The sequence below is a fragment of the Streptomyces sp. WG5 genome, assembly GCF_049974565.1.
Classification (GTDB): Bacteria; Actinomycetota; Actinomycetes; order Streptomycetales; family Streptomycetaceae; genus Streptomyces.
In genome coordinates this window covers 227,534-248,874 of sequence record NZ_JBNGGC010000007.1, presented here as the reverse complement: position 1 = coordinate 248,874, position 21,341 = coordinate 227,534, and the positions used below count along the sequence as shown (strand labels likewise).

Sequence of the window (21,341 nt, the reverse complement as noted above, 5' to 3'; positions counted from 1 at the left end):
TGCGGTACCAGGACGGTCCGGCCATGACCATGGCCTCGGCCCCCGCGGCCGTCAGCACCCGTGGCCCGGGGCCCACGACCGCCGGCGCCCGCGGCCCAGGGCCCACGGCCGTCAGCGCCCGTAGTCCGGGGCCCAGGCCGCCGGCGCCCATGGCCACCTCGCAACCCACGACCGTCAGTGCCCGTGGCCGCCGGAGTCCTGCGTGCCGGGCGCCGATCCGGCCCGTACGGTGAACGCCGCGGTGTGGACCTCGCCCCGGTGCTGGAAGTCCAGGAAGAGGCGGTACGTACCGCCACTGGGCGCGGCGGCCGTGAAGGAGATCTCCGGGCCGGGCTCCGTCGTGCCGTCGCCGGGTTCGCCGTTCGGGTGGACGTGGAGGTAGGCGAGGTCGCCGGAGCGCAGGGCGACCAGGTGACCGTAGGCGCCGAGGTAGGGCTGGAGGTCGGTGACGGGTTCGCCGTCGCGGGAGACCGTCAGCTTCAGCCCGCTCTCCCTGCCGGGGCGCAGGGAGCCGGCGAGTTCGACCTGGTAGCCGTCGACGCCGACGGTGCCGTCCGGGGCCGGCAGGTGTGCGGGCTCGTAGCGGCCGGAGGCGGCGAGGTCGGCACCGAGAGTGAGGTTCTCCGCGTTCTTCTTCGCCGGGGTGAAGTCGGCGAGGACACGGTATCCGCCCGCGCGGGGCAGGTCGACGGGGGTGCTCCAGGTGCCGTCGGCGGCGCGGGTGGGGTGCAGGTGCCGGTAGGTGACCAGGTCGCGTGAGGCCAGGACGAGGTGGAGTTCCTTGCCGTGCTCGCGCTGGTACGCGGTGACGGCCTCACCGTCGCCGTCCCGGACGGTGAAACGCAGTTCGGTGCGCTGACCGGCGGTGACGCGCGGGGTGGCGAGGTCGAGGGTGTAGCCGTTCTCGGTGACCTGCAGCCCACCGGGCGGGGTGGCCCCGTGCCCCTCGCGGCCGCCCCCTTCCCGGGCCTCCTCGGGTTGCGCGGACACCCCGCCGTGCCGGTCGTGGGGCGCGGGCGCACTCTCCGCGACGAGCGGATCCACTCCCCTGCCCACGCCGTAGGCGGTGCCGAAGGTGGCGGCCAGCGCGGCGGCGAACGCGGTGATCCTCAGTCCGGTGTGCATGACGCTTCGTCTCCTCGTATTCCGGGTCTCCGGCTCGCACGGAGGCCTCTTCGTGCACCTCACCATACCCCTAGGGGGTACCGAGTCACAGAGGGCGAGAGGGTTGCGTCTGTTACCCCCCAGGGGTATACATGAAGTCGGCGGGTATACCCCCGCCCCGTATCGACGAGACTCCGGAGGAAGCCATGGCTTCGACCGTCACCACCGCCGCCGCCCAGCCCGTCAGCACCACCTACGCCGTCACCGGGATGAGCTGCGGTCACTGCGAGGCGACCCTCACCCGGGTGATCGGTGAGCTGGACGGCGTCACCGGTGTCGACGTCCAGGTCGACACCGGCCGGGTCACCGTCACCGGGCCCGCCGAGCCGGACGACGCCGCGATCGCCGAGGCCGTCGACGAGGCCGGCTACGAGCTGACCGGCCGCGTCTGACCCGCCCGCCCCTCCCCGCCGCACCGCCGGGACCCGCGCACCGGGTCCCGGCCGACGAACCCGCATCAGGAGCAGCCATGACCACCAGTACGACCAGCGCACCGGCCGAGGTCGAACTCGCCATCGGCGGCATGACCTGTGCCTCGTGCGCCGCCCGGATCGAGAAGAAGCTCAACCGGATGGACGGGGTCACCGCCACCGTCAACTACGCGACGGAGAAGGCCAAGGTCCACTACCTGGGCGACGTGTCCGTCCCGGAACTGATCGCCACGGTGGAGGCGACCGGCTACACGGCCCGCGCGCCCGAGCCGGTACGTGCCGAGCCCGCGCCCGGCACGGAGAGCGCCGAGGCCGCCGACGAGCTGCGGCCGCTCCGACAGCGGCTGGTCACGGCCGTACTGCTGGCCGTCCCGGTCATCGCGATGGCGATGGTGCCGGCGCTGCAGTTCGAGTACTGGCAGTGGCTGTCGCTGACCCTGGCGGCGCCCGTCGTGACCTACGCCGCCTGGCCCTTCCACAGGGCCGCGCTCACCAACGCCCGGCACGGCGCGGCCACCATGGACACGCTGATCTCGGTCGGTACCTCGGCCGCGTTCCTCTGGTCGCTGTGGGCGCTGTTCTTCGGCACCGCCGGCACACCCGGCATGACCCACCCCTTCGAGCTCACCATCGCCCGCACCGACGGCGCCGGGAACATCTACCTCGAGGCCGCCGCCGGAGTGACCGCCTTCATCCTCGCCGGCCGCTACTTCGAGGCCCGCTCCAAGCGCACGGCCGGCGCCGCGCTGCGCGCTCTGCTCCACCTGGGCGCCAAGGACGTCACCGTACTGACCAGGGACGGCGGGGAACGCACGATCCCCACCGCGGAACTGGCGGTCGGCGACCGCTTCCTGGTCCGCCCCGGCGAGAAGATCGCCACCGACGGCACGGTCGTCGAAGGCGCCTCCGCGGTGGACGCCTCCATGCTCACCGGCGAGTCGGTGCCCGTCGAGGTCGGCGTGGGGGACCCGGTCACCGGCGCCACCCTGAACGCGGGTGGCCGTCTGGTGGTCGAGGCCACCCGGGTCGGCGCGGACACGCAGCTCGCGCGGATGGCGAAGCTGGTCGAGGACGCGCAGAACGGCAAGGCAGCCGCCCAGCGGCTCGCCGACCGCATCTCCGGGGTCTTCGTCCCCGTCGTCATCGCCCTGGCCCTGGGCACCCTCGGGTTCTGGCTGGGCAACGGCGCCGGGCTGACCGCCGCGTTCACCGCCGCCGTCGCCGTACTGATCATCGCCTGCCCCTGCGCGCTGGGCCTCGCCACACCGACCGCGCTGATGGTCGGCACCGGGCGCGGTGCCCAGCTCGGCATCCTCATCAAGGGCCCCGAGGTCCTGGAGTCCACCCGCAAGGCCGACACCATCGTCCTCGACAAGACCGGCACCGTCACCACCGGCCGCATGACCCTGCTCGCCGTCCACACCACCGACCACGCCGAGGAGAGCGACGTACTGCGACTGGCCGGCGCGCTGGAGCACTCCTCCGAGCACCCGGTCGCCCGCGCCGTCGCCGACGGAGCCCTGGAAAAGCTGGGCACGCTGCCCGCACCCGAGGACTTCACCAACGTCCCCGGACTCGGCGTGCAGGGCGTCGTCGACGGGCACGCCGTCCTCGTCGGCCGCGAGCAACTGCTCGCCGAGTGGGCCATGGACCTCCCGGCGGACCTGGCCCGGGCCAAGGCGGACGCGGAGTCGGCCGGCCGGACCGCGATCGCCGTCGCCTGGGACGGCGAGGCCCGGGCGGTCCTCGAGGTCGCCGACGCCGTCAAGGACACCAGTGCCGAAGCCGTCGGCCGGCTGCGTGCCCTGGGACTGACCCCGATCCTGCTGACCGGCGACAACCAGGCCGTCGCCGAGGCGGTGGCCGAGGAAGTCGGCATCGACCAGGTCATCGCCGGGGTCATGCCGCAGGACAAGGTCGACGTCGTCAAGCGCCTGCAGGCCCAGGGCCGCTCGGTGGCGATGGTCGGCGACGGCGTCAACGACGCCGCCGCCCTCGCCCAGGCCGACCTGGGACTGGCCATGGGCACCGGCACCGACGCCGCCATCGAGGCCGGCGACCTCACCCTCGTCCGCGGCGACCTGCGCACCGCCGCGGACGCCATCCGTCTGGCCCGCAAGACCCTGGGCACCATCAAGTCCAACCTGTTCTGGGCGTTCGCCTACAACATCGCCGCACTCCCGCTCGCCGCCGCCGGCCTCCTCAACCCGATGATCGCCGGAGCCGCCATGGCCTTCTCCTCCGTCTTCGTCGTCGGCAACTCCCTGCGGCTGCGCGGTTTCAAGGCCGCGAGCTGACCAGGCACCCTTCCGGTGAGCCGTCGGCCTCCCCCACCGGGCGGCCGACGGCTCACCGGCGTTCCCGGCCGCTCACTGGTCACGCCGGTGGGTGCCGAAGACGGCCAGCGCGGCAGCCGCCAGGGCCCAGGCTCCGTAGACGGTCCAGGCGCCGCCCGTGGTCCACGGGAAGTCGGTCGGGGCGGGGGCGACGGTGACCAGCCGGTTCCACGCCTCGAACGGCAGGGCGTGCGCGACGACGGCCGACCAGTACCGCCCGTCGGTGGCGACGAGCGGCAGCACCAACAGGACCGCCACGCAGGCGGCCATCGTGGCCGCGGTCTGCCGCACGAGGGTGCCGAGGGCCAGCCCCGTGAGGGCGCCCACGGGGGCGAGCAGCGCGGAGGCGACCACGACCCGCAGGGCGCCGGGGTGGTCGATCGGCACGCCCACCCCCCTGCCGTCGAGGATCGCCTGGGTCAGTGCGAAGGAGACCGTGGCGACGAGGCCGCCGAACACGGTCGCGGCGAGGGCGACGACGACCGCCTTGGCCGCCATCACCGCGCGGCGGTCCGGAACGGCCGCGAACGTCGTACGCACCGTGCCCGAGGCGTACTCGCCGACCATCACCAGTGCGCCGAGGACGCCCAGGGCGAGCAGCATGACCATCGCCGCGTTCGCGGTGAACGCGTCCAGCAGGGGAACGCCGTCCCGGACGAAGCCGGCCCGCCCCTCGGCGCCCTGTTCCGCCCAGTGGCTGTAGGTGTCGTAGGCGGTGCCCGCGTTGAAGCCGACGACGGCCAGGGCGGTGGCGCCGTACGCGATCCAGGTCGAGCGCAGGGACGTCAGCTTGATCCACTCGGCGGCGGCCAGGTCACGGAAACGGGGCCGGGGCGCGGTGGCGGGCACGGATGTCGCCGTGGTGGTCATCGGACTTCTCCCGCGGGGTACTGGACGCTGTCGGCGGTGAGTTCCATGAACGCCTCCTCCAGGGAGGCGGACTTGGCACCCAGGTGGTGCAACGGGACGCGGTGCCGCTGGGCGATGTCGCCGACCCGGGCGGCGGACAGGCCGGTCACGGTCAGCAGGTCGCCCTCCACGTGGACGGTCGCGCCCTCGGCCGTCAGCAGGTCCGCCAGGGCCGGCGCCGAGGGCGTGCCCACCGTGACGGCGGGCCGGGTGCCGCGGGCCGCGAACTCGGCGAGGGACTCCGCCGCGATCAGCTCGCCCCGGCCGATGACGACCAACTGGTCGGCGGTGTGCTGCATTTCCGACATCAGATGGCTGGAGACGAACACGGTACGGCCCTCCGCGGCCAGCCGCCGGAACAGCTCGCGCACCCACTTCACGCCCTCGGGGTCGAGGCCGTTGAGCGGTTCGTCGAAGAGCAGGACCGGCGGATCGCCGAGCAGGGCGGCGGCGATACCGAGCCGTTGCTTCATGCCGAGGGAGAACCCGCCGATGCGGCGCCCCGCCGCGTCCGCGAGACCCGCCTGTCCCAGGACCTCCGCCACCCTGCGGCGCGGGATGCGGTTGCTGCGGGCCAGGGCCGACAGATGCGCGTGGGCGCTGCGACCGCCGTGCACGTCGTGCGCGTCCAACAGGGCGCCGACGTCGCGCAGTCCGCGCCGACGGGCCCGAAACGGCCGGCCGTCGACGGTGACGCTGCCGCTCGTGGGCTCCTGGAGTCCCAGCACCAGGCGCAGTGTCGTGCTCTTTCCGGCGCCGTTGGGTCCGAGGAACCCGGTCACCCGGCCGGGAAGCACGCTGAACGTCAGCTCCTGCACGGCCGTCGTGCCGCCGTATCGTTTGGTGAGCTCGTTGACTTCGATCACGGTCACGACGATGCCCGACGGGCCGGCCCCCCGTCGTCGGACCGTGGCCGGCAACCGGGGGCCCCGGGTGTCGACCAGGGTTGTACAGCCAGGGACGGATGACCGGCCGCGGGCACGCGCCTACGATCTTCGTATGTCCGTCTCACCGCCGCTGCCGCTGCTCAAACGAGTGCCTCCGGGGCTGTGGACCGCGCTGGTGTGGTGCACGGCGGCGGTGGCGCCCGTCGTGGAGTACGTCCTCATGCCGCCGCGGGCCGGCTACTCCCTCAGCTATCCGCGCGACGGCCTGGCGCCCCTGGGGGCCCGGCTGCTGCTGCTCCTGGCCTTCGGCCTCGTGCTGGCCGGCTGTGCGCTGCTGCGGCGCCGGACGACCGTGGCGTACGCGCTGGTGGTCGCGGGGACGGTCGTGTCGACGCTGGCCTGGCGGCAGGACGAGATCCCGCCGACCCAGTTCCTCGGCGTGTCCGTCGCCCTCGGTCATGTGGCGGCCGTCCGGCCCCGGCGCACCTCGCTCGCGTGGGCCGGCGGCACGCTGGCGGTGCTGGCCTGCTATCCGGTCCTGCGGTGGGTCTCGGGGCCGGACTCCGGTACCGCGCCCGAGCCGCTCGTGGCCCTGACACTCGCCGTCGCCTGGCTCGTCGGCCACTCCGTGCACCAGGCCCGCGCCCACACGGAGGAGCTCTACGCCCGGGCCGCCGCGCAGGCCGTCACGGCCGAACGGCTGCGCATCGCCCGGGAGATGCACGACACGGTCGCCCACAGCATCGGCATCATCGCCCTGCAGGCCGGTGCCGCCGCCCGGATCGTCGACACCCGGCCGGACGCGGCCAAGGAGGCGATGCGCACGGTCGAGCGGACGGGCCGCGAAACGCTGTCCGGTCTGCGGCGGCTGCTCGGCGCGCTGCGCCAGGCCGACCAGGACCGGGACCAGGGCCAGGACCAGGAACGGGACCGTGCGCGGCGGTCCGGCGCGGACGGGTCCGCGCTGCGGCCGGCGGCGGGCCTGGCGGACCTGGAGCGGCTCGCCGCCGCCACCACGGCCGCCGGCGTACGGGTGGACGTGCGGTGGCGGGGCACCCCCCGCCCAGTGCCCGCCGAGGTCGACCTGGCGGCGTTCCGGATCGTGCAGGAGGCGGTGACCAACGTCGTACGCCACTCCGGAGCCGGCTCCTGCCGGGTGAGCGTCGAGCACCGCCGGGACGAACTCGCCGTCGAGGTCCGCGACCGCGGCAGCGGCGGCGCGGCAGGCACGGAGACGGGCTACGGACTGGCCGGCATGCGGGAGCGGGCCGCACTGCTGGGCGGCGACTTCCGGGCCGGCCCGTGCCCCGGCGGCGGGTTCCTGGTGACGGCCCGGCTGCCCCTGCCCGCGGACGCGCACACCGAAACGGAGACGAGGACGACAGCCGGATGACCATTCGTGTAGTACTCGCCGACGACCAGCCCCTGATCCGCACCGCCCTGCAGCTGGTCATGGCCGAGACCACCGACCTGGAGGTGGTGGGCGAGGCGGCGGACGGCGCCGAGGCGGTGCGGCTGACCGGTGAGCTGGCCCCCGACGTGGTGGTGATGGACCTGCGGATGCCCGGCACGGACGGCATCGAGGCCACCCGCCGGGTCACCTCCGGACCCGGCACCGCACGCGTCCTGGTCCTGACGACCTTCGACGACGACGAGGACGTGTACGGAGCGCTGCACGCCGGCGCGTCCGGGTTCCTCGTCAAGGACATGGCGCTGGACGACATCCTCACCGCCGTACGGGTCGTCGCCGCCGGGGACGCACTGATCGCGCCGAGTGTCACCCGGCGCCTGATCAAGGAGTTCACCGGCCGCTCCCGGGCGGCCCCACCGCGGCGTGCCGAGCTGGACCGCATCACCGACCGCGAGCGCGAGGTGCTCACCCTGGTCGGCCGGGGTCTGTCCAACGCCGAGATCGCCGACACCCTCTGCCTCAGTGTCGCCACCGCCAAGACCTATCTGACCCGTCTGCTGGCGAAGCTGGACGCCCGCGACCGGGTCCAGCTGGTCATCCTCGCCTACGAGACGGGCCTGGTGTCGGCCTCGGGGTGAGCGGCCGGGGGCGGGGAACGCGCCGTCGTCCCCCGGACGGGTCCCGCCGGCGCGCCGAGCGCCCGGAGACGGACCAGGCTGGTACGGCGCCGGAGCACACGCGGTACGCCGACGGCCCCGGGCGTCGCCCGGCCCCCTCGCCCGCGGAGCAGGAGCCCGATGACCGAACCGACCAACGCCGACGGGGACACCGGCGGCCCGCTCGCGCCGGGCCCCGGCCCGGCGCGTTCACGCAGGCGGGCCCTGGCCGCCGTACTCGGTGATCTGCGCGCCGTGGACGGCGCCCTGTACGCGGCGGTGGCCGCCACGTCCACGCCCACCCTCGACCGGGCCCTGCGCCGGCTGTCCCACGCCGCCGACCACTCGAAGGTCTCGCTGGGGGTCGCCGCCGCGCTCGCGGTGAGCGGTGCGCGTCCGCGCCGGGCGGCCTTCGTCGGGATGGGGGCGGTCGCCGTGGCGTCGGCCTCCTCGAACCTGCTGGGCAAGCGGCTGGTGCGCAGGGCGCGGCCGGACCGGGAGGCGGCGCGGGTGACGGTGGACCGGTATGTGCCCATGCCCGCGTCGGCGTCGTTCCCGTCCGGGCACACGGCTGCGGCGGTCGCGTTCGCCACGGCGGTCGGCGTGGTCCTGCCCGCGGCCGCCGTCCCGCTCGGCGCGCTGGCGGGTGCCGTCGGCTACTCCCGGGTCCACACCGGCGTGCACTATCCGGGGGACGTGGCCGCGGGCGCCGTCCTGGGCATCGCCAGTGCGGCCGCCGCGCTGGCGATGGCGGCGGCCGCTCCGGCGCCGGGCCCGCGGCCGGTCTGCCCGGCGGCGCCGTCCCCGCCCGTGTAGAGGGACGTAACCCGGCCCGTCGGGCCCGGGGCCCTCACGGCCCGTCAGCCCGTCAGCCCGTCAGCCCGTCAGCCCGTCAGCCCGTCAGCCGAAAGCCTTCACGGCCTGGTAGTACGTCCACGCCGTGCCGTTGCAGGTGGTCTTGGTGGCGCCGCTGTAGCGGGCACAGACACGCTTGAGGTCCTCGTAGAAGGCGCTGTCGAGGCGGGCCTTGTTGGCGCTGAAGGAGCCGGCGTCCTTGTAGTTGCGGTAGCCGAAGTCGTGCCGTGCGCAGGAGGTGCTGAACGGGAAGCCGAACGGGTTGTCCGGCGAGGAGGAGCAGTAGTCGGTGGTCCAGTCGAACCCGTAGGCGGCCCAGGAGGACTGGTTCGCGCGCGCGGCGGTCCAGGCGTTGTAGCTCGACGCGCTGGTCTGGGTCCAGCTCGCGAGTACCTGCGGTTTGTCGGCGGGAGCGGCTTCGGCGGTCGCGGCGGTGGCGAAGACGGTGGTCACGGCCATGGCCGAGGCGGCGAGACCGGTGGCGAGTCTGCGGTGCATTCCACACCTCCATGAGGCTGCGGCCCGCCCATCGGGCCGCAGGTCCATGTCAAGATGATGCGCATCCCGGCCTGCCCTTCACACATCTGTCGCCCTAATGGACCATTAACTCTTCGGCCCGGCGGGAGATCCGGACCTGAACATCCGCCGCCCCGTCCCGACTGTCACTCAGCTTCCGTACCAGGCATGGGGGCTACTCCCCCGTACGGCAGTGTGGCTCCCGGCAGCGCGTACTCGTCGCGGCGGCCGCACATGCCGTAGCCGCCGTGCCGGGTGGGCGCCGCCTCGTACGCGGTGGCCGCGGCGAGGTACGCCGTGTCGCCGTCGGTGAGCGCGTCGAGCTGGGTTCCGGTGCGCTCGGCGGCGGCCAGCGCCCCGGCCCGCCACAGCTCCCGCCAGCCGGACACCTTGTCGCGCACCAGGCGGGCGGCAGACCGCTGGAACTCCCGGTACGGACCGTCGTCCTGGGCGACGAGGGCCTCGCGCAGCGCCAGATAGCCCTCGACGGCGAGGTCCCTGCGGCGCCGGGCCGCCGCCTCCGTCTCCGGGCCGGTGCCGGGTGGCAGCGCGGCCGCCGAGGCGTACGCCTCCGGGTCGGCCAGCACCTCGGGCGGGAAGGTGAAGACGGCGTCCCCGGCCTCGGGCAGGCCGCTGTTCTGCATCAGCACCGTGATGCGCAGATCACCGCCCTGCACCATGCGGTGCACCGTGCCCGGCGTGAACCAGGCGACCGTACCGGGCTCCAGCGGGATGTCGCGGTAGCCGTCGGCACTCAGCGTCTGCACCGCGCCGCGCCCGCCGGTGACGACGTACGCCTCCGTGCACACCAGGTGCAGATGCGGGCTGCCGCCGCAGACGCCGTCGGCGGCCGCCCAGTCGTAGGCGCGCAGGTGGGACAGGCCGACCGCGCCGGGCAGGGGGTGGGGCGGTACGGGCCCGGTGTCCCTCACCACGGCAGGCTCTCCAGGTACGTCGCCACGCGGTCGCCGTCCCAGGCGCCGTCGGCGACCACCACGCGGTAGCGGTAGGCGAAGGACTCGCCCGGCGGCAGCTCGAACTCCTCGAAGAACGCCCAGGAGAAGGCCACGGACGGGATCGGCTCGGCGCGCACGAACCAGTGGGAGGGGTGGATGGCGGTCTTCTCGTCGAGGTTCTCGGGCGCGTGCGCGAAGACGAGCGTGGAGTGGTCGTCGACGTCGTCGCGCTCGGCGGTGAAGGCGAGCCACGGGCCCTGGGTGCCCATCAGCGTCCCGGCGCCCGCCGCACCGCCCGGGGCGAAGGCGGTGCCGCCGGTGAAGTCGCGGGGACCGCGCCACTGGAGGCCGGTGTAGCCGGCCATTTCGCGGCCCGCCGTGGTCGGGGAGCCGAACACCAGTGGCTCCGCTCGGATGTTGGTGAGCCGGATCGACCAGTCCAGGACCCACGCACCGGCCTCCTCGTCGACCGAGTGGACGGTGAGGCCGCGCTCCTCCCGGGCCCACTCGGCGCCGCCGTTCTCGATCCAGGTGAGGTTCTCGGTGATCGCGAGCCGGTCGTCCCCGACGGTGAAGCCGGGGAAGCCGTCGTGCCGCATCGAACCGACGCGCTCGGGCTTGCGCAGGTAACCCTCGCCGTGGACGTAGGAGTTGCCGCCCCAGAAGTTCTGGCCGGAGAGGTGACTGGCCGTCATCTGCAGGCCCTTGTGCCAGCGGTGGTCACTGGGGCGGTACCCGGTCACCGTGCGTCCGGCGAGGGTGCGCACCGGGTGGGCGTAGGGCTTGCGGGACTCGAAGGCCTCGGGGTCGGGGCGGTAGACGTAGCGGAGGATCTCGGTGCCGTTCGCCGCGGTGACCGCGACGTGGTCGCCGTGCGTGTGGCTGACGCGGAGGGTGCTCATGCGCGCTCCTCGGGGGTCCAGTCGGGGTGGTCGCCGTGCATGACCGAGTGAAAGGGGTCACCGGGCGCGATCTCGCCCGCGAGGACCGGCTGTCCGGTGAAGGCCGCCTTGTACAGGGCGGCGGCGAACTCCAGCGTGGCGCGGGCCTGAGGGCCGCTGCCGGGCGGCCTCGCGCCGGCGTCCCAGGCGTCCAGTACCGCGCCGAGCTGGGCGGTGTGGGAGCTGGGCACGTCCGCCGCCGGGGTGCGCCAGGCGGCGGCGCGCTCGGGGGCGACGTGCCGGGCCGGGGTGTAGGTCCAGTCGTCGTTGCGGTGCCCGTACAGGTGGGTCAGCTCCACGGTCGCGTCGGCGCAGTCGACGCGGACGCGGCTCACCTCGTCCGGCGAGAGCACGCTGTTGACGACGGTGGCGAGGGCGCCGTTCGCGAACCGCACCAGGGCGGTGGAGACGTCCTCGCTCTCGGTGTCGTGGACCAGCCGTGACGCCATGGCCCGCACCTCCGCCCAGGGGCCCAGCAGGTGCAGCAGCAGGTCGTACTGGTGGATGCCGTGGCCCATGGTCGGACCGCCGCCCTCGGTGGCCCAGCGTCCGCGCCACGGCACGGCGTAGTAGGCGGCGTCGCGGTGCCAGGTCGTCTGGCAGTGGGCGACCAGCGGGGCGCCCAGTTCGCCGCTCGCGATCAGGTCACGGGCGTGCGCGGCGCCCGAGCCGTACCGGTGCTGGAAGACCACGGACGCGTACGCACCGGAGGCCTCCTCGGCCGCCGCGATGTCGTCGTACTCGGCGAGGGAGAGGCACAGCGGCTTCTCGCACAGCACCCAGGCGCCCGCCTTGAGCGCGGCCACCGTCTGCTCCCGGTGCAGGGACGGCGGCGTGCCGATCAGGACGAGGTGGGGGCGTACGGCGTCCAGCATGGCGCCCATCGACGTGTACCCGGCGATGTCCCCGCCCGCCTCGGCCCGGAAGGCGTCGAGCCGGCCCTGGTCCACGTCCACGGCGGCGACCAGTTCCGTCCGGTCGGCGTGGGCTCTGAGGGCGGGCAGGTGGCCGCCGGTGACGATGGCACCGGTACCGACCACGGCGACCCGGCGGCGGGCTGGGCGTGGGGACATGCGGTCCTCCTCGGACGCCGGCGCACGACAGGCACGCGCACCGTTAGAAAGCGCTTTCACTCCGGCAGACCCTAGGTGGGGAGTGAATGCCTGGACAACCCCCCAGCGTTTGCGGGCCCGGCATGCGACTGGTCGACTGTCGCCGAGGGGGGACCGGAGCCGGTCGCAGTGCGCCGGCGCACTCTTCAGTCCTCGTCCCGAAGGAGTTCAGGCGTGAGCAACCCGAAGTCGTCGTCCGTGGAGCACCGGTCCGACGGCAGCCAGCCCTGGCTGCACCAGAAGGGCCGGACCATCCAGGAGTTCGGCACCGTCAAGCAGTTCCCCGTGGCGCTGACCATGGAGACCCGCCTCTACTCCTGCCAGCGGCTCAACAAGGTCCTGGCGGACACCCGGATCCTGCACGACCTGTACAAGAAGTACCACTGGCTCATGCGCGGGGCGACGTTCTACCAGCTGCACCTGCTGCTGGACAAGCACGCGGGCGAGCAGCTGGAGCTGATCGACACGATCGCCGAGCGCGTCCAGACACTCGGCGGCGTCGCGATCGGCGACCCCCGGCACGTCGCCGAGATCACCACCGTGCCGCGTCCCCCGGACGGGGTGGAGGAGGTCCCGTCGATGCTGTCGCGGCTGCTGGAGGCGCACGAACTGATCCTGGCCGACTGCCACGACGCCGCGGCCCGCACCCAGGAGCTCGGCGACGACGGCACCAACGACCTCCTCGTCTCCGAGGTCGTGCGCACCAACGAGCTGCAGGCGTGGTTCGTGGCGGAGCATCTGGTCGACACTCCACTGGTGCACACCTGATCCCGTCCCGCACGACGTCGCGGCCCCGCGCGGGGACCGCCGTCACGCTCCGTGCTCCCCCGGGCGACGGCGCTCTTGATGCCCTTTCGCCCCGGCCGTGAAAGCGTCCGGGGCATGGCCCACATGTCCCACGGCGCCCATGCCCAGCCTCCGACGCGCGGGCAGCGGTGGTCCACGTTCCGGCAGTCGCCCTTCTGGCCGGCCACCGTGCTGGTGCTGATCCTCGCGGCGGCCGCGGGTCTCTTCGCGGGTTCGTACACCTACTCGATGGCGGACCCGACGCCGCACTCGATCCCCACGGCCGTGGTCGGCTCGTACGAAGAGGCCCGCGGCCAGGCCTTTCTGAACGGCCTGGAGAAGGCGCTGAACGCCTCGGTCAGGGTGCACCCCTACGGGAGCGAGGCCGAGGCCCGCGAGGCGATGCAGGAGCAGGAGGTCTTCGCGATCTTCGAGCTGCGCGACGACGGACGGACCGCCGTGCTCGACCTGTCCAGCGCGTCGGGCGCCTCGGTCGCCCAGGTGCTGGCCGACACGGCCCCGGTCGTCGCGGAGAAGACCGGCGTCGCGGTCACCGTGCGCGACGTCAACCCGCTGCAGGACGGTGACCCGCGCGGTCTGGCGATCTTCTACATCTCCCTGGCCGCGGTGATCATCGGCTTCGTCGGGGCCATCCAGCTGAGCGTGCACGCCCGCTCCCTGACCCCGATCGAACGCATCCTCTTCACGGCTGCCTACGCGCTGCTCGGCGGCTTCGCGATCGCCGCGACGGTGGACTGGCTGCTGGAAGCGCTCGACCTGCCGTTCGTCGAGTCGTGGCTGATCCTGGCGCTCACGATGTTCGCGTCCGGCATGGTCTTCACCATGTTCAACACCCTGTTCGGACGCTGGGCGATGCTGCCGACCTGGGGACTGATGGTGCTCCTCGGCAATCCCTCCTCCGGCGGCGCGGTGTCCTGGCCGCTGCTGCCCTCCCCGCTGGGGACGATCGGCCAGTGGCTGCCGCCCGGGGCGTCGGTCAACGCGCAGCACACGGCCGTGTACTTCCAGGGCCACCAGCACGCTTTCCCGTTCCTGGTGCTGGGCGGGTGGGCTCTGCTGTCCTGTGCGGTCTTCTGGATCTGGCGGCACCGTCATCCCGGCGGCCGTGAGAAGCGGCCGGCGCACGCCGCCGACTCGTGACCCGTACGTCACGCGCGTTCGGTCCGAGCCCGTACGTCACGCGCGTTCGGTCCGAGCCCGTACGTCCCCCGCGTCTGTTCCGATCGCCGCCCTGCTGCGATCATGAGGCGGGAGTCCCCGCCTTCGGTTGGAGTGCACATGGCCCTCGACGTCGACGTGATCCGCGCGCAGATACCCGCCCTGAAGTCCGGCTCCGCCCGCTTCGACGCGCCGGGCGGCACCCAGACCCCGCAGCCCGTCATCGACGCCATCGGCGACGCGCTGGCCAGCCCGCTGGCCAACCGGGGCCGGACCACCGAGGGCGAGCGCAACGCGGACGGCATCGTCGCGGACGCCCGGAGCGCGCTGGCCGACCTGCTGGGCACCGAGCCGCGGGGCGTCGTCCTGGGCCGCAGCGCCACACAGCTCGCCTACGACCTGTCCCGGACGCTCGCCAAGACCTGGGGGCCGGGTGACGAGGTGGTCGTCACCCGCCTCGACCACGACTCCAACATCCGGCCCTGGACACAGGCGGCGGAGGCGGCCGGCGCGAGCGTGCGCTGGGCGGACTTCGACCCGGCCACCGGGGAACTGCTGCCCGAGCACATCGAGGCAGTGCTCTCGCCGCGCACCCGGCTGGTCGCGGTGACGGCCGCGTCCAACCTCATCGGCACCATGCCCGACCTGCCGGCCATCGCCCGCCCGGTGCACGACGCCGGCGCGCTGCTCCACGTCGACGCGGTCCACTACGCCTCGCACGCCGTCGTCGACCTGGCCGCGCTCGGCGCGGACACGCTGGTGTGCTCGCCGTACAAGTTCCTCGGTCCGCACCTCGGGGTGCTGGCGGCCCGGCCCGAGTTCCTGGAGACCCTGCGGCCCGACAAGCTGCTGCCCTCCAGCGACGCCGTCCCCGAGCGTTTCGAGCTGGGCACGCTGCCGTACGAGCTGCTGGCCGGTGCCCGTGCCGCGGTGGACTTCCTCGCGGGCCTGGAACCGGACGCGCGGGGCAGCCGCCGGGACCGGCTCGTCGCCTCCTTCGCGGCGCTGGAAGCCCACGAGGACGCGCTGCGCGAGCGGATCGAGCGGGGGCTGGCGGACCTCGGCGGGATCACCGTGTACGCGCGGGCCGCGCGGCGCACGCCGACCCTGCTGTTCACCGTGGCGGGCCTGCGCCCGGCCGACGTGCACCGGCAGCTGGCCGAGCGGGCGGTGGACGCGCCCGCCGGATCCTTCTACGCCGTGGAGGCCGCGCGCCGGCTGGGCCTCGGCGACGAGGGCGGCGTGCGGGTCGGGCTCGCGCCGTACAGCAGCGCGGACGACGTGGACCGCCTGCTGACGGCGCTGGCCGGCCTCGCCCGCTGACTCCGCTGCCGCCGGGGCCCGCCCACGCCGCCCCCGGCGCCGAGCCCACCGGCCCCAGCCGACGCCCCGGGCCCTGCGGAGGCCGCGCACCGGCCGGGGCCTGGCGCCGGGGCCGGGTGGGGACGGCGGTGTACGACCGCCGGCCGCCGCGGACGCCGGGGGCGGGCTCACCCGCCCGCGGCTCCGCGCGCCCGCGGCCGCTCACTGCCCCGCTCAGGCCAGGGCGACGCTCACCTCCCCGGCGCCCTCCGCGCTCGCCCCGCCCGCGACCCGCACCGTGAACGGGCGGTCGGTACCGCTCGCGGTGACCCGCAGCACGTCCCCGTCCCGTCGCACACGGAACGTCGCGGCGGGGGCGCCCAGCAGGTCGGGCACGGTGACCTCGGCCGCGTAGTCGGGTCCGGCGGGCGGGTGGACCAGCAGGGTCGGGGCGTCCAGCCAGTCGCCGTCGGGACGGCGGTCGTCGGAGGCCAGCGGCAGGACGGCGCCCTCCCGGGCGTACAGCGGCAGGCTGTCGTAGTCGTGCCGTTCGGTGCGCCAGACGGGGCCGGTGACGCGCTCACCGGTCAGGAGGTGGGTCCAGGTGCCCTCGGGGAGGTAGACCTCGACCTCGCCTTCCTCGGTGAAGACCGGGGCGACCAGGAGGTCGGGGCCGAGCATGTACTGACGGTCCAGCGGGCGGCAGCCCGGGTCGTGCGGGTACTCCAGGAGCATCGGCCGCATCATCGGCACACCGGTGCGGTGGGCCTCGGCGGCGACACCGTACAGGTAGGGCATCAGGCGGTGCTTGAGGAGGGTGAAGCTCCGGGCGACGTCGACCGCCTCCTCGCCGAACTCCCACGGCACCCGGTACGACGAGGAGCCGTGCAGCCGGCTGTGCGAGGAGAGCAGGCCGAAGGCCAGCCAGCGCTTGAAGACCGCCGGGTCGGGCGTGCCCTCGAAGCCGCCGATGTCGTGGCTCCAGAAGCCGAAGCCGCTCAGGGACAGGGACAGGCCGCCCCGGAGCGACTCGGCCATCGCCTCGAAGGACGACCAGCAGTCACCGCCCCAGTGGACGGGGTACTGCTGGCCGCCCGCGGTCGCGGAGCGGGCGAAGAGGACGGCCTCGCCCTGTCCGCGCTCCTTCTCGAGGAGTTCGAAGACGGTGCGGTTGAACAGGTGGGTGTAGTAGTTGTGCATGCGCTCCGGGTCGGAGCCGTCGTGCCAGACGACGTCGGTGGGGACGCGCTCGCCGAAGTCGGTCTTGAAGCAGTCCACGCCCTGGTCGAGCAGGGGCTTGAGCTTCCCGGCGAACCAGTCGCGGGCGGCGGGGCTGGTGAAGTCGACCAGGCCCATGCCGGCCTGCCACAGGTCCCACTGCCAGACGTCGCCGTTCGTCCGGCGCACCAGGTGCCCGAGGGCGGCGGCCTCGTCGAAGAGGGGGGACTTCTGGGCGATGTAGGGGTTGATCCAGGCGCTGACCCTCAGCCCCTTGGCCTTGAGCCGGGCGAGCATGCCGTCCGGGTCGGGGAAGACGTCCGGGTCCCACTGGAAGTCGCACCACTGGTACTCGCGCATCCAGAAGCAGTCGAAGTGGAAGACGCTCAGCGGGATGCCCCGCTCGGCCATGCCGTCGACGAACTTCGTCACCGTCTCCTCGTCGTAGGAGGTGGTGAAGGACGTGGTGAGCCACAGGCCGAAGGACCAGGCGGGCGGCAGGGCGGGGCGGCCGGTGAGGGCGGTGTAGCGGGTGAGGACGTCCTTGGGAGTGGGGCCGGCGACGACGTAGTACTCCAGCGTCTGGTCCTCGACGCTGAACTGCACCTGGCCGACGGACTCGGAGCCGACCTCGAAGGAGACCGGGCCGGGGTGGTTGACGAAGACGCCGTAGCCGCGGGAGGAGAGGTAGAACGGGATGTTCTTGTAGGCCTGCTCGCTGCTGGTGCCGCCGTCGGCCTGCCACATGTCGACGACCTGGCCGTTCTTGACGAACGGGGTGAAGCGCTCGCCGAGGCCGTAGATCTGCTCGCCGACGCCGAGCGCGAGCCGGCTCAGCATGTGGTGGGCGCCGTCGCCCGTGGTGGCGAACGCGGTGCTCTTGGCGTTGGCGTGGGTGAGCTCGCGTCCGTCGGCGTCGTGGAAGCTGAGGCCCCAGGGGCCCTCGCGGTCCAGGCGGAGGGTCAGCGGGCCGCTGGTCAGCTCGGTGACCGTGCCGTCCTGTCGCACCTCGCCGGCGCCGTCCGCCGTGCCCGCGAGGGCGAAGTCGGGGCCCGGCCGGCGCTTGCCGGCGTGGTGGGTGACGCGGACGCCGATGACGCCCTCAGTGGGAGAGAAGCACTCGACCGTGAGGAGCGGCGCGTTGAGCGTGTCCCCCCTCCGCGTCACCTTCTTCACGGCGGCATGGGCGGTGAAGCGCTTCGATTCGGGGCGCACATCGCGTACCTCGGTGGCGTACGAGAGATGCACGCCGTCACGGATGAGCCAGAAGCCGTCGGTGAACTTCATGATCTTCCTTGGGTGCGGCGGGAGCTGTCGGATGGGAGCACGGGGGCCGTCTCACAGCGTTTTGATCGTACACAAAACAAATCCGTCCGCAGAGGGCTTCGTAGCGACTTCGCTGCCCTGAACAGGCGTGATTACCCTTCAGAACAGCCCACTCACCCCACGAAGTGGCGAGACCGGGGCCACTTTGCTCTAGCGCGTCGGCCTGTCCTTGACGTATTAGTCATCACATCAAACAAAACGGTCCGGCAAGGAAGCCGGACGGTACGACAGCAAGGGCCCGCACCATGTCGAAGCGCTTCACCTCCCTCGCCTTGACAGCACCCCCTCCGGCTGCCGCACACCGCGGGCGAGGGCGCTCACGCCGAGCCGTCGCCCCGTTCGCCGCCGTCTCCGTCCTGGTCGCCGGCGCGGCGCTCACGGGCTGCGGACAGCAGCGCGACGCCGACGTGTACACCGTGATGAACTCCTCGACCGACGAGTCCTACCACCGCTGGGACGCGGAGGCGATGGCCCGCTGCGGCAAGCAGCTGGGCATCACCATCGAGCAGCAGAGCGTCCCGGCTTCGCAGGTGATGACGAAGGCACTGCGGATGGCGTCGTCCAAGTCGCTGCCCGACATCGTGCAGTTCGACGCGTCCGAGATGCCGACGTTCGCCGACGCGGGCGGGCTCGTCGACCTCGAGTCCCTCGGGCTGAGCACCGACGGCATCCCCGAGGGCATCGTCGACTTCGGCTCGTACGAGGGGACGTACTACGGTGCGGCGCGCTCCGTGAACACGCTGGCGCTCTTCTACAACAAGGACGTCCTCGACGAGGCGGGCGTCGAGGTGCCCGCCACCTGGGCGGAGCTGCGGGAGAGCGCCAAGAAGCTCACCCAGGGCAAGCAGTACGGGCTGGCGCTCAGCGCGGGCGGCGCGGAGGACGGTGTCTTCCAGTTCACCCCGTTCATGTGGTCCAACGGCGGTGACGAGACCGACCTGGACAGCCCGCAGGTCGTCGAGGCCCTCGACTACTGGAAGGGCCTCCTGCAGGACGGCTCGCTGTCGAAGTCCACGGTCAACTGGACGCAGGCCGACGTCAACGACCAGTTCATGGCCGGCAACGCGGCGATGATGATCAACGGGCCGTGGCAGGTGGAGACCCTCAACACCGACACGTCGCTGAACTGGGGCATCGCCCCCATTCCCGTGCCCGAGGCCGGCGACGACTCAGTGGGTCCGCTCGGCGGCGCCGTGCTCACCGTGCCCAACACCGGTGACGAGGCGCGGGAGAGGACCGCCGCGAAGATCGTGGCCTGTCTGGCGAGCGAGAAGGAGCAGCTGACCTACGCGCTCAACAGCTGGATGGTTCCGGCCCACGCGAAGGCCGCCGCCGACTGGCGCGAACGGGTGCCCGAGCTGGACTCCCTCGCCGACCAGGTGGCCGTCGCACGGTCCCGGACGGCGAAGCTCGGCGCCGGCTGGTCGAGCGTGTCGCTCGCCCTGCAGAGCGCCTTCCAGTCCGCCCTGACCGGCCAGTCCAGCGAGGCCGCCCTGAAGCGCGCCCAGCAGCGGGCCACGAGCGGGAACTGAGGAACACGCCCATGACCACGCCCACCGTCACCGCACAGACGCCCGCCGAGGCGTCCACGACGGCCGCCGCGCCGGACCCGGACCGGCTCAGGCGCCGGCGCCGGCTCGCCCAGTGGGGGTTCGTCGCCCCCGCCGTCGTCTTCATGCTGCTGTTCTTCGGCTACCCGCTCGTCCGCAACGTCGTGATGAGCTTCCAGCACTACACGCCGAAGACCTTCTTCACCGGTGAGGCGCCCTTCAACGGCGCCGACAACTGGTCCAACGTGTTCCAGGACGCCCTGTTCGGCAAGGCGCTGTGGCACACCCTCGTCTTCACCGCCGGATCGCTCCTCGGGCAGTTCTGCATCGGCATGGCGCTCGCGGTGTTCTTCAGCCGCAGGTTCCCGCTGAACGGGGTGCTGCGCTCGCTGATCCTGCTGCCCTGGCTGGTGCCCATGGTGGTGTCCGGCATCGTCTGGCGGCGCATCCTCGACCAGGACACGGGCGTGCTGAACTCGTTCCTGGACACCGTCGGGATCGGCGGCGGCACGCCCTGGCTGACCAGCCCGGAGATGGCCCTGGTGTCGGTCATCCTGGTCAACATCTGGATCGGCATCCCGTTCAACATGGTCATCCTGTACGGCGGTCTCCAGGAGATCCCGAAGGAACTGCACGAGGCCGCCGCCCTGGACGGCGCCTCGGCGTGGCGGACCTTCCGCTCCGTCACCCTGCCGGTGCTCAAGCCCGTCATCACCGTCGTGCTGGTGCTCGGCTTCATGTCGACGGTCAAGATCCTCGACCTGATCCTCGCGCTCACCGACGGCGGGCCGGCGGACGCCACCCAGACGCTGGGCACACTCACGTACCAGAACTCGTTCGTGCAGCTGGACTTCGGCGCGGGCGCCGTCGTCGGCAACGTACTCATCCTGATCTCCGCCGTGTTCGCGGTGTTCTACCTGCGGGCCAACCGCACCGAGGGGAAGTGACGTCCATGGCCTCCCACACGCCCACAGCCTCCCGGCGCCGCTGGGGTTCCACCGTCGCCGGCGTTCTCGTCCTCGGCGTGATGCTGTTCCCGCTGTACTGGATGCTCAACACCGCGCTCCAGCCCGAGTCCGGGCTGCTCCAGGTCGACCCGGTGCCGGGCAGTCTGGACCTGTCCGGCTTCTCGAAGGCCATCAGCGACCAGGGCGGGCACCTGCTCACCTCGCTGGCCGTCTCGCTCGGCGCGGTCGCCATCTGCCTGCTCATCTCGGCACCGGCGGCGTACGGCCTGGCACGCTTCGGGCTGCGCGGCTCGCGCACGATCGTGTTCGGCACGCTGATCACCCAGATGGTGCCCGGCATCGTCATCGCCAACGCGCTCTACAACTCGTACGTGGACCTGGGCCTGGTCAACTCCTACTTCGGTCTGATGCTGGCGGACGCCTCGCTGGGCATCCCGTTCTCCATCGTGCTGATGCGCTCCTTCATGGTGTCGATCCCGGGCGAGGTGATCGAGGCCGCGCAGATCGACGGCGCCGGGCCGGTGCGGACGTTCACGCGGGTCGTACTGCCGATGAGCCGCAACTCGCTGATCACGTCGGGGCTGTTCGCGTTCCTGTTCTCGTGGAGCGACTTCATGTTCGCGCTCACCCTGAACACGACCGACGAGGTCAAGCCCATCACGCTGGGTATCTACCAGTACATCGGCGCGCACGTCGGCGACTGGGGCTCGGTGATGGCCGCCTCCGTGCTCTCCGCGGTGCCGGCGGCGATCCTGCTCGTCCTCGCCCAGAAGTACATCGCCGCCGGGATCACCGGCGGCTCCGTCAAGTGACCCGCGAATGCGGCCTCGTACCCATG

19 protein-coding genes are annotated in these 21,341 nt (G+C 72.8%); 11 read left to right on the top strand and 8 right to left on the bottom strand.

Annotated features, from left to right (window positions below; all coding sequences use genetic code 11):
* Window positions 1-174 precede the first annotated feature (174 nt).
* The gene (locus ACP4IX_RS09925; RefSeq protein WP_426555278.1) at window positions 175-1,125 is read right to left on the bottom strand and encodes a hypothetical protein; all 951 of its coding nucleotides are present in this window, start codon (window positions 1,123-1,125) and stop codon (window positions 175-177) included.
* Window positions 1,126-1,310: 185 nt separating this feature from the next.
* Here ACP4IX_RS09925 and ACP4IX_RS09920 point away from each other — a divergent pair, with 185 nt between their 5' ends.
* The gene (locus ACP4IX_RS09920) at window positions 1,311-1,556 is read left to right on the top strand and encodes a heavy-metal-associated domain-containing protein (protein ID WP_426555277.1); all 246 of its coding nucleotides are present in this window, start codon (window positions 1,311-1,313) and stop codon (window positions 1,554-1,556) included.
* Between the two features lie 77 nt (window positions 1,557-1,633).
* Entirely contained in the window at window positions 1,634-3,892 is a 2,259-nt protein-coding gene (locus ACP4IX_RS09915) for a heavy metal translocating P-type ATPase (RefSeq protein ID WP_426555276.1), read from the top strand.
* A 72-nt stretch (window positions 3,893-3,964) separates the two neighbouring features.
* Here ACP4IX_RS09915 and ACP4IX_RS09910 read toward each other — a convergent pair whose 3' ends face one another.
* Both ACP4IX_RS09910 and ACP4IX_RS09905 read right to left on the bottom strand, forming a co-directional pair.
* Window positions 3,965-4,801 (bottom strand): ABC transporter permease, encoded by an 837-nt coding sequence (locus ACP4IX_RS09910; RefSeq protein ID WP_426555275.1) that lies wholly within the window; start codon window positions 4,799-4,801, stop codon window positions 3,965-3,967.
* The gene (locus tag ACP4IX_RS09905; protein ID WP_426555274.1) at window positions 4,798-5,706 is read right to left on the bottom strand and encodes an ABC transporter ATP-binding protein; all 909 of its coding nucleotides are present in this window, start codon (window positions 5,704-5,706) and stop codon (window positions 4,798-4,800) included. The genes ACP4IX_RS09910 and ACP4IX_RS09905 overlap by 4 nt, the downstream gene beginning before the upstream one ends.
* A gap of 133 nt (window positions 5,707-5,839) precedes the next feature.
* On the opposite strand from ACP4IX_RS09905, the gene ACP4IX_RS09900 reads away from it, so the two are divergent.
* From ACP4IX_RS09900 to ACP4IX_RS09890, 3 genes are all read left to right on the top strand, one after another.
* Window positions 5,840-7,120 (top strand): sensor histidine kinase, encoded by a 1,281-nt coding sequence (locus ACP4IX_RS09900; protein ID WP_426555273.1) that lies wholly within the window; start codon window positions 5,840-5,842, stop codon window positions 7,118-7,120.
* Complete coding sequence (locus ACP4IX_RS09895; RefSeq protein WP_426518014.1) at window positions 7,117-7,776, top strand: response regulator transcription factor; 660 nt, start codon at window positions 7,117-7,119, stop codon at window positions 7,774-7,776. The genes ACP4IX_RS09900 and ACP4IX_RS09895 overlap by 4 nt, the downstream gene beginning before the upstream one ends.
* Window positions 7,777-7,935: 159 nt before the next feature.
* Complete coding sequence (locus ACP4IX_RS09890; RefSeq protein WP_426518016.1) at window positions 7,936-8,610, top strand: phosphatase PAP2 family protein; 675 nt, start codon at window positions 7,936-7,938, stop codon at window positions 8,608-8,610.
* Between the two features lie 84 nt (window positions 8,611-8,694).
* Here ACP4IX_RS09890 and ACP4IX_RS09885 read toward each other — a convergent pair whose 3' ends face one another.
* The 4 genes from ACP4IX_RS09885 to ACP4IX_RS09870 all read right to left on the bottom strand — a co-directional run bounded on the left by ACP4IX_RS09885 (window position 8,695) and on the right by ACP4IX_RS09870 (window position 12,135).
* Entirely contained in the window at window positions 8,695-9,147 is a 453-nt protein-coding gene (locus ACP4IX_RS09885) for a phospholipase (protein WP_426518018.1), read from the bottom strand.
* 164 nt (window positions 9,148-9,311) lie between these two features.
* The gene (locus tag ACP4IX_RS09880) at window positions 9,312-10,097 is read right to left on the bottom strand and encodes a cupin (protein ID WP_426555272.1); all 786 of its coding nucleotides are present in this window, start codon (window positions 10,095-10,097) and stop codon (window positions 9,312-9,314) included.
* Window positions 10,094-11,023 carry a PmoA family protein gene (locus tag ACP4IX_RS09875; protein ID WP_426518022.1) on the bottom strand — a complete coding sequence of 310 codons (930 nt, stop codon included), beginning with the start codon at window positions 11,021-11,023 and terminating at the stop codon, window positions 10,094-10,096. The genes ACP4IX_RS09880 and ACP4IX_RS09875 overlap by 4 nt, the downstream gene beginning before the upstream one ends.
* Window positions 11,020-12,135, bottom strand: coding sequence for a Gfo/Idh/MocA family protein (locus tag ACP4IX_RS09870; protein ID WP_426555271.1), 1,116 nt, complete (start codon window positions 12,133-12,135; stop codon window positions 11,020-11,022). Before ACP4IX_RS09870 ends, ACP4IX_RS09875 begins: the two co-directional genes overlap by 4 nt.
* Before the next feature lie 213 nt (window positions 12,136-12,348).
* Here ACP4IX_RS09870 and ACP4IX_RS09865 point away from each other — a divergent pair, with 213 nt between their 5' ends.
* The 3 genes from ACP4IX_RS09865 (at window position 12,349) to ACP4IX_RS09855 (ending at window position 15,462) form a co-directional block, all read left to right on the top strand.
* On the top strand, window positions 12,349-12,942 hold the full coding sequence (locus ACP4IX_RS09865; protein WP_426518026.1) for a Dps family protein: 594 nt from the start codon (window positions 12,349-12,351) through the stop codon (window positions 12,940-12,942).
* A gap of 114 nt (window positions 12,943-13,056) precedes the next feature.
* Entirely contained in the window at window positions 13,057-14,121 is a 1,065-nt protein-coding gene (locus ACP4IX_RS09860) for an ABC transporter permease (protein ID WP_426518028.1), read from the top strand.
* A 138-nt stretch (window positions 14,122-14,259) separates the two neighbouring features.
* A complete protein-coding gene (locus tag ACP4IX_RS09855; protein WP_426518030.1) occupies window positions 14,260-15,462 on the top strand; it encodes a cysteine desulfurase-like protein in 1,203 nt (400 codons plus the stop codon).
* A gap of 213 nt (window positions 15,463-15,675) precedes the next feature.
* Here the strand turns inward: ACP4IX_RS09855 and yicI are convergent, their stop codons facing one another.
* Window positions 15,676-17,946, bottom strand: coding sequence for an alpha-xylosidase (gene yicI, locus ACP4IX_RS09850; RefSeq protein WP_426555270.1), 2,271 nt, complete (start codon window positions 17,944-17,946; stop codon window positions 15,676-15,678).
* A gap of 284 nt (window positions 17,947-18,230) precedes the next feature.
* On the opposite strand from yicI, the gene ACP4IX_RS09845 reads away from it, so the two are divergent.
* From ACP4IX_RS09845 to ACP4IX_RS09835, 3 genes are read left to right on the top strand one after another with little or no spacing between them, the layout of a single operon-like run.
* Complete coding sequence (locus tag ACP4IX_RS09845) at window positions 18,231-19,517, top strand: ABC transporter substrate-binding protein (RefSeq protein ID WP_426555269.1); 1,287 nt, start codon at window positions 18,231-18,233, stop codon at window positions 19,515-19,517.
* 11 nt (window positions 19,518-19,528) lie between these two features.
* Window positions 19,529-20,482 (top strand): carbohydrate ABC transporter permease, encoded by a 954-nt coding sequence (locus ACP4IX_RS09840; protein WP_426555268.1) that lies wholly within the window; start codon window positions 19,529-19,531, stop codon window positions 20,480-20,482.
* Window positions 20,483-20,487: 5 nt separating this feature from the next.
* Window positions 20,488-21,315, top strand: a complete 828-nt coding sequence (locus ACP4IX_RS09835) for a carbohydrate ABC transporter permease (protein ID WP_426518038.1) — start codon at window positions 20,488-20,490, stop codon at window positions 21,313-21,315.
* Window positions 21,316-21,341 lie beyond the last annotated feature (26 nt).